The sequence below is a fragment of the Kitasatospora sp. NPDC006697 genome (assembly GCF_042869935.1).
Lineage (GTDB): Bacteria > Actinomycetota > Actinomycetes > Streptomycetales > Streptomycetaceae > Kitasatospora.
In genome coordinates this window covers 1-12,548 of record NZ_JBIAGU010000062.1, presented here as the reverse complement: position 1 = coordinate 12,548, position 12,548 = coordinate 1, and the positions used below count along the sequence as shown (strand labels likewise).

Below are 12,548 nucleotides of genomic sequence, written 5' to 3'. Positions count from 1 at the left end.
GGGGCGGGGCGCCGGGGGGGGGGGGGGGGGGGGGGGGGGGGGGGGGGGGCCCCGGGGTTCTGGGGGGGGGCCCCCCCCCCCCCCGGGGGGGGGGGGGGGCCCCCGCCGCCCCCCCCCCCACTCGCGTCCATCCGGCTAACGCGTCATCAGTGGCGCTGCGCACCACGGCGACGGGTCACCACGACGATGCCCGCACCGATCACGACCACACCGGCACCGATCCCGGCGATCAGCCCCGCGTTGCTGCCGCCGCCGGTGAAGGCGAGCGACGGCCCGGTGGCGGACGGCGTCGGGGTGGGCGCCTTGGAGGTGGCCACGACGGGCGCCTTGGTGCTGGGCGCCGGCGCGGCGCTGCTCGGAGCCGCCGAGGTGGGCGCGGCGGAGCTGGGCGGCGCCGAGGTGACCGGCGGGGTGCTCACCGACGCGGAAGCCGACGGGCTGGCCGACTCACTCGGCGAAGCAGACTGCGAGGGGCTTGCCGACTGGCTCGGCGAGGCCGACGGGGAAGCGCTGCAGCCCTCCCCGGTCTGCTTCTCGTCGAAGGTCCAGCCCTCCTTGCCGGTGGCGTCGTCCCCCGCCTTGACCTTCACCTCCCACGAGATCGGCCCGCTGTTGCCCGACGACCACGTGAACATTTCGTAGTACTTGTTGCCGAAGACCTGGGAGTCGACCTTGACGGTGCCGCCGACGATGACGGTGACGGTGTTGGTCACCTTGTCGTTGTAGTTCTGCAGGTTCACCGTCAGCGAGGCGCAGGTGCCTGTCACCTGGTGCGTGTGCGCCGAGGCGACGCCCGCGAACGTCAGCACACCGGCCATCGCAAGCGCCCCCGCACCGGCCAGGCGGCCGGATATCCGCCCGATTCGTGCCATAACCATGATCCTCTCGAAGAAGGTTCTGCAGCACGGACGTTGGAAGATCGTGAGCGACCGGCTACATCTCGTGCCGGGACTCTACCGCCACTTCCGCCCGTGCATCCCCCGAACAGAACGACCGGAACACAACTGGCGGTTCAGCCGCTGGATATGCATGGGTTCGACGTCGCACGACCGCGCCCCCGGTGATCACCGCTGATCGCCAGGGGCGCAATGTCACTTGTTGACGAACGGTCAGGCCTTCCGGCCCGCCGCACGCCGGCGGGTGGCGTACACGATGCCGCCACCGCCGGCCAGCACCAGCAGGCCGCCGACCGTCAGCGGCATGATGCCCTCGGCGCCCGTGAAGGCCAGGCCCCCGGTGTGCTGCGGGGTCGGGCTCGCGCTCGGCGAGGCGCTGGTGGAGGGGGCGGCCGCCGCCGGGGCGGTGGTGCTGCCGCTCGCGGTCGGCGCCGGGGCGGTGCTGCCGCTGCCCGCCGGGTGGGTGGCGGCCGGGGCCGTGGCGGCCGGCTGCGAGGCGGAGCCGCTGGGGGCCGGGGTGGTGGCGCCGCCGCTCGGGGCCGGGGCCGAGGTGCTCGGCTGCGGGGCGCCGGTGCTCGGGACGGTGCCGCCGCCCGGGGTGGAGCTGCTCGGCTGGGGTGCCGGCGAGGTCGGGGTGGTGGTGCCGGGCAGGCAGGCGGTGAACGGGAAGTGGTGGGTCTCGGCGCCGCCGCTGCCGACCAGCGAGTGGGCGATCACCGAGCCGTTGACCGGCGCGCCGGTGCCCAGGTCGAAGTCGGCGTTCGGGGCCAGCACCGAACCGGCCCAGGCCAGCTGGCTGTTCTTCAGGAAGCTCTTGGCGGTCGGGAAGTTCCACAGCAGCGCCGCCCGCTCGGCGCCGCCGTCGGCGCTCTGCAGCTTGTCGTCCAGCACGTACTGGTTCTTGGCGTGGTCCCAGATCCACATCGAGGTGGTGCCGGCGGCCTTGGAGTCGTAGGAGTCGCCGCTGACGTTGACCACGGTGACCGCGCCCTTCGGCACGTTCAGCTGGATCGCCTTGGCGCCCTGCAGCTGCGCGGCGGTGACCTGGAAGCCGTTGAACGAGCCGTCGGTGCCGGTCAGGGTCAGCGTCGTGCCGCCGAGCTGCACGCTGGTCCCGGCGGTGGCGCCCTGGGCGGCCAGTGCGGAGGAGAGCGCCCGCAGCCTGCCGAACTCGGCCGCGAAGTCGATCGGCGAGGGGCCGTGGGTGACGGTGCCCTGGTGGCCCTCGAGCCGGCCGCCACCGGTCTTCTGGCCCGCGTAGACGCCGTTCCCGTGCATCACCTCGGTGTTGCCGCCGCCGACGTTGATGTTCCCGGCGACCACCAGCGCGTTCTGTCCGGGCAGCGCCTGGACCTCGGCGGGGGTCAGCTCCTGGCCGACGCTGAAGCCGTGGCCGAAGTCGGCGTCGCCGCCGACCGCGACGGCGCCCTCGGCGTCCGGCGAGTGGGTGTCGTTGCCCTCGATGAACTCGCCGTACCGGCCGGCCACCCCGAGCCCGGCAGTGGTGCAGGCCTGCGGAGCGGCGACGGCGGACGACGCGGTGGCGACCGCGCCCAGGACCAGGGAACCGCCGAGCGCCAGGGCGGCGGCGGGAACGGATATGCGCATGTGCTGGATCTCCGCTGTGGGTGCGGGACGAGTGGTGTGCCCGCACTCTCGCGGGTCGGCAATGAATTGGTCAAGACCAATGACTGGTTTGCCCCGGACCCTCCCGAAAAACCGTCAGATGCGGGGGCTGTGCCCCTCCCTCAAGATCCGGTATAAGGACACCTAGGATGAGGGACGTGCGTACCCCCTTCTCCTGGCTCGCCGAGCGCTGGCAGCCCTCCTCCGCGATGATCCGCCGGGCCGCCCTGGCCGCCCTGGTGATGTCCGTGGTGATCGTGGTCACCGGTGGCGCGGTCCGGCTCTCGGCCTCCGGGCTCGGCTGCAGGACCTGGCCCACCTGCACCGGCGAGAGCATCACGCCCACCCCCGAGATGGGCCTGCACGGCAAGATCGAGTTCACCAACCGGGTGCTGACCTACGTGCTCTGCGCCGCGGTCGGCTGGGCGATCCTGGCCGCCCGCTGCGCGGTGCCCTGGCGCCGCAGCCTCACCAGGCTCGGCTGGGCCCAGTTCTGGGTGGTGATGAGCAACGCCGTACTCGGCGGCATCACCGTGCTGGTCGGCCTCAACCCGTACGTGGTGGGCGCGCACATGCTGGCCGCGCTGGCGCTGGTCTGGATCGCGGTGCTGACCTGGGAGCGGGCCAAGGAGGGCGACGGGCCGGTCCGGCAGCTGGTCGCCGAACCGCTGCGCCGGCTGGGGCAGCTGCTGGTCGGGGTCACCGGCCTGCTGGTGGTGGCGGGCACGCTGGTCACCGGCGCCGGGCACCACCCGGGCGACTCCAACAAGGTCCCGCGGATCACCTGGCTCAGCTACGACCGGCTCACCCAGGTCCACGCCGACCTGGTCTTCGCCACCATCGGCCTGTCACTCGCGGTGATCTTCGCGCTGGCCGCCGCCAAGGCGCCGGCGCCCGCCCGGGCCCGGGCCCGGGAGCTCTTCCTGGTGCTGCTGGCCCAGGGCGTGATCGGCTACGTGCAGTACTTCACCGACGCGCCGGAGGTGCTGGTCGGGGTGCACATGCTGGGCGCCACGCTGGTCTGGATCGCGGCCCTGCGCATCCCGCTGGCGCTGCGCACCCGGGACCCGCTGCCGGCCGCCGCGCTGCCGGCCCAGGAGACCGTCGCCGCGTAGCACCGCCGAGACCGGCACGACGAGGCCGGCACGAGGCCCCGGCCCCCGTTCCGCACCCGGGGGGCCGGGGCCTCGGTCATGGGGGGCCGTCAGCCGCCGAGCTGGATACCGGCCATCCGCTTCCACTCGTACGGCCCGGTGCGCACCTTCAGGCCCAGCTCGCCCTCGAAGGAGTCGTGCAGGGTGATCCCGGCCAGCTCCGCGGCCCGGCGCCCGACGGCGTAGCTGGGCGCCACCTGGTCGCCCCAGGCGCCGTCCGCGCCGACCACCACGATCCGGGTGGCCGCCGCACCGACGTACTCCACCACGGCGTCCGCGCTGCCGCCGTGCTCGCGGCTGAACGAGGTGAGGTGCTTGGCGATCCGCTTGGCGCGGCGCTCGGTACGGGCGTCCGCGGCGGGGGCGAGGGTCTCTGCGCTGCTCATGTCCGCATGCTACCCACGGGTACCCTCCCCGGCGACGGTCGGGGCGTGTGCCACGGGCCACAGCGGTGAGAAGCAAGCCGAACGGCCCGGCTCCTCCCGCCGGAGCAGGGAGCCGGGCCGTTCGCGCAGCGGCGGGTCAGCGCAGGAAGGGGTCCACCGCGACCGCGACCATCAGCAGCGTGAGGTAGGTGATCGACCAGTGGAACAGCCGCATCTCCTTGAGCTTGGCGCCCACCAGCCCGGCCTTGGCGCGGGCCTGCAGGCCGTGCGCCTCCTTCAGCCAGAACGCGCCCAGGGCCAGGGCCACCGCCGGGTAGAGCCAGCTGGTGTGGTCCAGCGGCCAGAGCGCCAGCGAGACGGCCACCATGACCCAGCTGTAGATCACGATCTGCCGGGCCACCGCCTCGTTCCCGGCGGTCACCGGCAGCATCGGCACGCCCGCCTTGGCGTAGTCCTCGCGCACCTTCATGGAGAGCGGCCAGTAGTGCGGCGGCGTCCAGAAGAAGACCACCAGGAAGAGCACCACCGGAGCCCAGCTCAGCGAGTTGGTCACCGCGGCCCAGCCGACCAGCACCGGCATGCAGCCGGCGATGCCGCCCCAGACGATGTTCTGCGCGGTGCGCCGCTTCAGGCCCAGGGTGTAGACGAACACGTAGAAGAGGTACCCGGCCAGCGCCAGCGCCGAGGAGAGCCAGTTGACCAGCAGGCCCAGCCAGAGCGTGGAGGCCACGCCCAGCGCGATGCCGAAGACCACCGCCTCGCGCGGCGAGACCATCCCGGTGACCAGCGGCCGCCGCTCGGTCCGGCTCATCACGGCGTCGATGTCGCGGTCGATGTACATGTTCAGCGCGTTGGCGCCGCCCGCCGACAGGTAGCCGCCGACGACCACCTCCAGCACCAGCAGGAGGTTCGGCACCCCGCGGTGCGCCAGGAACATCACCGGGACGGTGCTCATCAGCAGCAGCTCGATGATCCGAGGCTTGGTCAGTGCGACGAATGCCCCGACACGGGCCCCCAGCGGCCGGCGCGCAGGGGTCGTTCCCACGACCCCGGCGGGGCGGGATTCGACGGCGGTCACGAACACCCCAACTGAAGATGAATCTTCGCAGACGTAGCCGGGCCGATGAGCTCGTGAATCCGTTCACGCTGCGCGTACCACGCCACCTTAGACGGTGCATATATCCCGATCCGCCTCGGGGTCTGCTGACGGGGCCCGACCGCACTCCCGTGGGTGAACTGGACAGTTGGCCGGGGAGCGCGGCGCCGCGAATCGGGCCAAGGTGGTAGCGGCGAGGACACGTCTCCCGTGCCCCGTCCGATCGGGAATCACCTCACGAAACCCCGGGTTGTCGCGGTGCGGAAGGCAGCCCCCGGCTCGAACGGTAGGCTCGCCCTGGAAGCGGGACAACCCTCCGTGACCGGTGCAACCGAAGAAGCGTCAGGCCCACAGTGACGTGGCCGGACCCGGTCCCTTCACGGGGTCATACCTCAATACGGAAGGAGCCCTGAGAAGGGTGAGCACGACGCCTGCTAACGCAATTGACTGGTCCGAGCTGGACGAGCGCACGGTCGACACGGCCCGCGTGCTGGCGATGGATGCGGTGCAGAAGGTCGGGAACGGACACCCCGGCACCGCGATGGCCCTCGCTCCGGCGGCTTACGTGATCTTCCAGCGCTTCCTGCGCCACGACCCGACCGACCCGACCTGGGTCGGCCGCGACCGCTTCGTGCTGTCGCCCGGGCACACCAGCATGACCCTCTACACCCAGCTCTTCCTCTCCGGCTACGGCCTGGAGCTGGACGACCTGAAGTCCTTCCGGGTCTCCGGCAGCCGCACCCCCGGCCACCCGGAGCACGGCCACACCGCGGGCGTGGAGACCACCACCGGCCCGCTCGGCCAGGGCATCGCCAACGCGGTGGGCATGGCGATGGCGGCCCGCTACGAGCGCGGCCTGTTCGACCCGGAGGCGGCGGCCGGCGAGTCGCCGTTCGACCACACCATCTGGGCGATCGTCTCCGACGGCGACCTGGAGGAGGGCGTCTCCGCCGAGGCCTCCTCGCTGGCCGGCCACCAGAAGCTCGGCAACCTGGTCGCGCTCTACGACGACAACCACATCTCGATCGAGGGCGACACCCAGACCGCCTTCTCCGAGGACGTGCTCGGCCGCTACGAGGCGTACGGCTGGCACGTGCAGCGGATCACCCAGAAGGCCGACGGCGACGTGGACGTGCAGGCCCTGGCCGCCGCCCTGGCCGCCGCGAAGGCCGAGACCTCGCGCCCGTCGCTCATCGCGATGCGCACCATCATCGCCTGGCCGGCCCCGGACGCCCAGAACACCGCCAAGGCCCACGGCTCCGCCCTCGGCGCGGCCGAGATCGCCGCCACCAAGAAGGTGTTGGGCTTCGACCCCGAGCGCACCTTCGAGGTGAGCGACGAGGTGCTGGCCCACGCCCGCGAGGTGATCGTGCGCGGCAAGGCCGCCCGGGCCGAGTGGGAGGCCGGCTTCGGCGCCTGGCGCGCCGCCAACCCGGACCGCGCCGCCGAGTTCGACCGCATCCAGGCCGGCGAGCTGCCCGCGGGCTGGAAGAAGGAGCTCCCCGAGTTCCCGGCCGGCAAGGACGTCGCCACCCGCAAGGCCAGCGGCGACGCGCTGAAGGCGCTGGGCGCGGTCATCCCCGAGCTGTGGGGCGGTTCGGCCGACCTGGCCGAGTCCAACCTGACCACGATCGAGGAGGGCAGCTCCTTCCTGCCCGGTGGCAACCCGCTCAAGGGCGCCAGCCCGTACGGCCGCACGATCCACTTCGGCATCCGCGAGCACGCCATGGGCTCGGCCATGAACGGCATCGCGCTGCACGGCAGGACCCGCGTGTACGGCGGCACCTTCCTGGTGTTCTCCGACTACATGCGCCCGGCCGTCCGGCTGGCCGCGCTGATGAAGCTGCCGGTCACCTACGTCTGGACGCACGACTCGATCGGCCTCGGCGAGGACGGCCCGACCCACCAGCCGGTGGAGCAGCTGGCCGCGCTGCGCGCCATCCCGGGCCTGTCCGTGGTCCGCCCGGCCGACGCCAACGAGACCGCCGTCGCCTGGCGCACCGTGCTGGAGCGGCAGACCAGCCACCCCGGCCCGGTCGGCCTGGCGCTGACCCGCCAGGGCGTGCCGACCTGGGACCGCGAGGTCTTCGGCTCCGCCGAGGGCACCGCCAAGGGCGGCTACGTGCTGGCCGAGGCCACCGGCGGCGTGCCGAAGGTGATCCTGCTCGGCACCGGCTCCGAGGTGCAGCTCGCCGTTGCCGCGCGCGAGGCCCTGGAGGCCGAGGGCATCCCGACCCGGGTCGTCTCGATGCCGTGCTTCGAGTGGTTCGCCGAGCAGGACCAGGCCTACCGCGACCAGGTGCTGCCGCCGGAGGTCAAGGCGCGCGTCTCGGTCGAGGCCGGCATCGCCCAGGGCTGGCGCGAGCTGGTCGGCGACCACGGCCAGATCATCAGCCTGGAGCACTTCGGCGCCTCCGCCGACTACCAGGTGCTGTTCCAGGAGTTCGGCATCACCGCCGAGGCCGTGGCGCACGCGGCGCACAAGTCGCTGCGCTCGCTCGAGGCCGTCAACCGCTGAACCCGGCGCCGCACCCACATCTTTGAAGAGGGATGAACGACATGACTGACGCACTCAAGCGCCTCAGCGACGAAGGCGTGGCGATCTGGCTGGACGACCTCAGCCGGACCCGGCTCAACACCGGCAACCTGGCCGAGCTCGTGCAGAGCAAGCACGTGGTGGGCGTGACCACCAACCCGACCATCTTCCAGAAGGCGATCGCCGGCAGCGGCGACTCCTCCTACGACGGCCAGCTGAAGGACCTGGCGGTCCGCCAGGTCACCACCGACGAGGCGATCCGCATGATCACCACCTCGGACGTGCGCGACGCGGCCGACGTGCTGCGCCCGGTCTACGACGCCAGCAACGGCCGTGACGGCCGGGTCTCCATCGAGGTCGACCCGCGCCTGGCGCACGAGACCGCGGCCACCGTGGCCGAGGCCAAGCAGCTGTGGTGGCTGGTGGACCGTCCCAACGTGTTCATCAAGATCCCCGCCACCAAGGCCGGCCTGCCCGCGATCAGCGAGGTCATCGGCAAGGGCATCAGCGTCAACGTGACCCTGATCTTCTCGCTGGAGCGCTACAAGGCCGTCATCGACGCCTACCTGACCGGCCTGGAGCAGGCCAAGGCCAAGGGCATCGACCTCTCCTCGATCGAGTCGGTCGCCTCGTTCTTCGTCTCCCGCGTGGACACCGAGATCGACAAGCGGCTGGAGGCGATCGGCACCGACGAGGCCAAGGCGCTGCGCTCCAAGGCCGCCCTCGCCAACGCCCGGCTGGCCTACCAGGCCTACGAGGAGGTCTTCGGCTCGGTGGACGGCAAGAAGCCGGCCTCGGAGCGCTGGACCGCCCTGGAGGCCGCCGGCGCCAAGCCGCAGCGCCCGCTCTGGGCCTCCACCGGCGTCAAGGACCCGGCCCTGCCGGACACCCTGTACGTCACCGAGCTGGTCGCCCCGGGCACCGTCAACACCATGCCCGAGGCCACCCTGGACGCCACCGGCGACCACGGCGTGGTCACCGGCGACACCATCACCGGCAGCTACGCGGACGCCCAGGGCGTGCTGGACGCGCTGGCCGCCGTCGGCGTGGACTACGAGGACGTGGTGCAGCTGCTGGAGGACGAGGGCGTGCAGAAGTTCGAGGCCTCCTGGCAGGAGCTCCTCGACACCGTGACCGCCTCGCTGGCCGGCTTCGCCGCCGACAAGTGACCGTGAACGAGCGCTGAAGGCGGAGCCCACCAGTGAGCAGTGCACAGCCATTTCCCGACCTCGAGGGGTCCGACCTGACCCAGGTCGAGCAGGACCAGCAGCCGTCGAACCCGCTGCGTGACCCGGCCGACCGCCGGCTGCCGCGCATCGCCGGGCCGTCCGGCCTGGTCATCTTCGGCGTCACGGGCGACCTGTCCCGCAAGAAGCTGATGCCGGCCATCTACGACCTGGCCAACCGCGGTCTCCTCCCGCCGGGTTTCTCGCTGGTGGGCTTCGCCCGCCGCGAATGGGAGGACGAGGACTTCGCGAAGGAGGTGCACGACGCCGTCCAGGAGCACGCCCGGACCCCCTTCCGCGAGGAGGTCTGGCAGCAGCTCGCCAAGGGGATGCGCTTCATCCAGGGCACCTTCGACGACGACGAGGCCTTCGACCAGCTCCGCAAGACCATCGAGGAGCTGGACAAGGCGCAGGGCACCAGCGGGAACTTCGCGTTCTACCTGTCGGTGCCGCCGAAGTTCTTCCCCAACGTGGTGCAGCAGCTGAAGAAGCACGGGCTGGCCGACCCGCCGGCCGGCTCCTGGCGCCGCGCGGTGATCGAGAAGCCGTTCGGCCACAACCTGGAGACCGCCCAGGAGCTGAACCGGATCGTCCACGAGGTGTTCCCCCGGGACGAGGTCTTCCGGATCGACCACTACCTGGGCAAGGAGACCGTCCAGAACATCCTGGCACTGCGGTTCGCCAACTCGATGTTCGAGCCGATCTGGAACCGGTCCTACGTGGACCACGTGCAGATCACCATGGCCGAGGACATCGGCATCGGCGGCCGGGCCGGCTACTACGACGGCATCGGCTCGGCCCGGGACGTGATCCAGAACCACCTGCTCCAGCTGATGGCGCTGACCGCCATCGAGGAGCCGGCCTCCTTCCACCCCAAGGCGCTGGTCGCGGAGAAGCTCAAGGTGCTCAGCGCCGTGCGGCTGCCCGACGACCTGGGCCGGCACACGGTCCGCGGCCAGTACGCCGCGGGCTGGCAGGGCGGCGAGGAGGTGGTCGGCTACCTGGACGAGGACGGCATCAACCCCGAGTCCAAGACCGACACCTACGCCGCGATCAAGCTGGAGATCAACAACCGCCGCTGGGCCGGGGTGCCGTTCTACCTGCGCACCGGCAAGCGGCTGGGCCGCCGGGTCACCGAGATCGCGGTGGTCTTCCAGCGGGCCCCGTACCTGCCGTTCGACTCCTACGCGACCGAGGAGCTGGGGCAGAACGCCCTGGTGATCCGGGTGCAGCCGGACGAGGGCGTCACGGTGCGGTTCGGTTCCAAGGTGCCCGGCACCTCCATGGAGGTCCGGGACGTGACCATGGACTTCGCCTACGGCGAGTCCTTCACCGAGTCCAGCCCGGAGGCGTACGAGCGCCTCATCCTGGACGTGCTGCTCGGCGACGCCAACCTGTTCCCGCGGCACCAGGAGGTCGAGCTGTCCTGGCAGATCCTCGACCCGATCGAGCAGTACTGGGACCGGCACGGCAAGCCCGCGCAGTACCCGGCCGGCACCTGGGGGCCGACCGAGGCGGACGAGATGCTCGCACGAGACGGCAGGAGCTGGCGCCGGCCATGAAGATCGACCTGACGGACACCACGTCCAGCAAGATCAACAGCGCCCTGATGGACGCCCGCCGGGACAGCGGTTCGACCGCGGCCGGCATGGTGCTCACCCTGGTGATCGTGGTGGACGAGGGCAGCGCCTACGACGCCCTCAAGGCCGCCAACGACGCCTCCCGGGAGCACCCCTCGCGGATCCTCGCGGTGATCAAGCGGGCCGGCCGTTCGCCGCGGGCCCGCTCCGGCGCCCGGCTGGACGCCGAGATCCTGGTCGGCTCGGACGCCGGCTCGGGCGAGACGGTGATCCTGCGGATGCACGGCGAGCTGGTCTCGCACGCGCAGTCCGTGGTGCTGCCGCTGCTGCTGCCGGACGCCCCGGTGGTGGTCTGGTGGCCGGAGAACGCGCCGCTGCACCCGGCCCAGGACCCGCTGGGCGCGATCGCCCAGCGCCGGATCACCGACGCCGTCACCGCGGAGTCGCCGGTCGGCCAGCTGGCCGTCCGGGCCGACAGCTACACCCCCGGCGACACCGACCTGGCCTGGACCCGGATCACCGGCTGGCGCTCGATGCTGGCCGCGGCCCTGGACCAGAAGCCGGTGCGGATCACCTCCGCGGTGGTGGAGGGCGAGTCCTACAACCCGAGCGTCGAGCTGCTCGGCCTCTGGCTGCACGACCGCCTCCGGGTGCCGGTGCAGCGGGTGGTCACCGACGGTCCCGGCATCACCGCGGTGCGGCTGCGCACCACGGAGGGCGAGATCGTGCTGGACCGGCCGGACGGCCTGATGGGCACCCTGTCCATCCCGGGCTCGCCGGACCGGATCGTGGCGCTCAAGCGCCGCGAGACCAGCGAGCTGATCGCCGAGGAGCTGCGCCGGCTGGACGAGGACGCCATCTACGCGGCGGCCGTGCGGACCAGCGTGGACCACCTCAGCGAGACCGACCGGGCCGAGCTGGCCACCGCGGTGGCCGAGGCCGCCGAGGTGGTCCAGACGGCCCAGAACGCCGAGGGCGAGGCCGTGCAGGCGGTCGAGGAGGCCGTCGGCGCGGTGCTGGACGCGGCGGTCAGCTCGCCCAAGGTGACCGCGAAGGTGCCGGCCAAGAAGGCCGCCAAGAGCACCCCGAAGCCGGCCGCCAAGACGGCGAAGACCGCCGCCAAGGCCACCGAGGGCAAGAAGGCGGCCGGCGCCCGCAAGCGGAGCGCCGGGTGAGCCCGGTCCCGCAGCTGGTCGTGCACCGCGACAAGGAGCTGATGGCCCAGGCGGCCGCCGCCCGGCTGATCACCAGGATCGTCGACGCGCAGTCCGCCCGGGGCACCGCCTCCGTGGTGCTCACCGGCGGGCGCAACGGCAACGCGCTGCTCGCCGCCATCGCCGGCTCGCCGGCCCGGGACGCGGTGGACTGGTCCCGGCTGGACCTGTGGTGGGGCGACGAGCGGTTCGTGCCGTCCGACGACCCGGAGCGCAACGCGGTGCAGGCCACCGACGAGCTGCTGGGCAAGGTCCCGCTGGACCCGGCGCGGGTGCACTACATGCCCGCCTCGGACGGCGTGGACGGCTCCGACGTGGAGCGGGCCGCCGAGCGCTACGCCGAGGAGCTGGCGGCCGCCGCCGGCCCCTCGGACCGCGCCGGGGTGCCGGCCTTCGACGTGCTGCTGCTCGGCGTCGGCCCGGACACCCACGTCGCCTCGCTCTTCCCGGAGCACCCGGGGGTGCGGGAGACCGGGCGGTCCGTGGTCGGGGTGCGCGGGGCGCCGAAGCCGCCGCCCACCCGGATCTCGCTGACCCTGCCGGCCATCCGGGCGGCCCGCGAGGTCTGGCTGCTGGCGGCCGGCGAGGACAAGGCGGACGCGGTGGCGCTGGCGCTCAGCGGTCCGGGCGAGCTGCAGGCGCCGGCCTCCGGCGCCTACGGCACGGCCCGCACGCTCTGGCTGCTGGACCGGGCCGCGGCGGCGAAGCTCCCGCCGCAGCTCTACCCGCCGTCCTCGGCCTAGGTGTACTGACCCGTGAGGTTGGTGACGCGGCTGACGGGAGGCTTGCCCTGGAGCGCGGTGTGTCCGCGGTGGTGATTGTAGGTGTGGAGCC

General features: G+C 72.4%; 10 protein-coding genes. 6 read left to right on the top strand and 4 right to left on the bottom strand.

Translation table 11 applies throughout. From position 1 onward, the window contains the following. Nucleotides 1-146: 146 nt before the first annotated feature. Together ACFYNO_RS40915 and ACFYNO_RS40910 are read right to left on the bottom strand one after the other, a co-directional pair. Entirely contained in the window at nt 147-872 is a 726-nt protein-coding gene (locus ACFYNO_RS40915; protein ID WP_388023821.1) for a hypothetical protein, read from the bottom strand. A gap of 237 nt (nt 873-1,109) precedes the next feature. Beyond that, complete coding sequence (locus ACFYNO_RS40910) at nt 1,110-2,504, bottom strand: choice-of-anchor A family protein (protein ID WP_388023819.1); 1,395 nt, start codon at nt 2,502-2,504, stop codon at nt 1,110-1,112. A gap of 167 nt (nt 2,505-2,671) precedes the next feature. On the opposite strand from ACFYNO_RS40910, the gene ACFYNO_RS40905 reads away from it, so the two are divergent. Next, entirely contained in the window at nt 2,672-3,637 is a 966-nt protein-coding gene (locus tag ACFYNO_RS40905; RefSeq protein ID WP_388023817.1) for a heme A synthase, read from the top strand. Between the two features lie 89 nt (nt 3,638-3,726). Here ACFYNO_RS40905 and ACFYNO_RS40900 read toward each other — a convergent pair whose 3' ends face one another. Both ACFYNO_RS40900 and ACFYNO_RS40895 read right to left on the bottom strand, forming a co-directional pair. After that, entirely contained in the window at nt 3,727-4,062 is a 336-nt protein-coding gene (locus ACFYNO_RS40900) for a hypothetical protein (RefSeq protein WP_388023814.1), read from the bottom strand. Nucleotides 4,063-4,198: 136 nt separating this feature from the next. Continuing rightward, nucleotides 4,199-5,140, bottom strand: a complete 942-nt coding sequence (locus ACFYNO_RS40895) for a heme o synthase (protein WP_388023811.1) — start codon at nt 5,138-5,140, stop codon at nt 4,199-4,201. A gap of 436 nt (nt 5,141-5,576) precedes the next feature. Here ACFYNO_RS40895 and tkt point away from each other — a divergent pair, with 436 nt between their 5' ends. From tkt to pgl, 5 genes are all read left to right on the top strand, one after another. Then, nucleotides 5,577-7,676: a transketolase gene (gene tkt, locus ACFYNO_RS40890; RefSeq protein ID WP_388023809.1), complete on the top strand. Its 2,100-nt coding sequence runs from the start codon at nt 5,577-5,579 to the stop codon at nt 7,674-7,676. A 41-nt stretch (nt 7,677-7,717) separates the two neighbouring features. Then, entirely contained in the window at nt 7,718-8,863 is a 1,146-nt protein-coding gene (gene tal, locus ACFYNO_RS40885; protein WP_388023807.1) for a transaldolase, read from the top strand. 74 nt (nt 8,864-8,937) lie between these two features. Further along, complete coding sequence (zwf, locus tag ACFYNO_RS40880; protein ID WP_388023824.1) at nt 8,938-10,482, top strand: glucose-6-phosphate dehydrogenase; 1,545 nt, start codon at nt 8,938-8,940, stop codon at nt 10,480-10,482. Continuing rightward, entirely contained in the window at nt 10,479-11,675 is a 1,197-nt protein-coding gene (gene opcA / locus ACFYNO_RS40875; RefSeq protein ID WP_388023805.1) for a glucose-6-phosphate dehydrogenase assembly protein OpcA, read from the top strand. Before zwf ends, opcA begins: the two co-directional genes overlap by 4 nt. Further along, nucleotides 11,672-12,457, top strand: a complete 786-nt coding sequence (gene pgl / locus ACFYNO_RS40870) for a 6-phosphogluconolactonase (RefSeq protein WP_388023803.1) — start codon at nt 11,672-11,674, stop codon at nt 12,455-12,457. The genes opcA and pgl overlap by 4 nt, the downstream gene beginning before the upstream one ends. Nucleotides 12,458-12,548 lie beyond the last annotated feature (91 nt).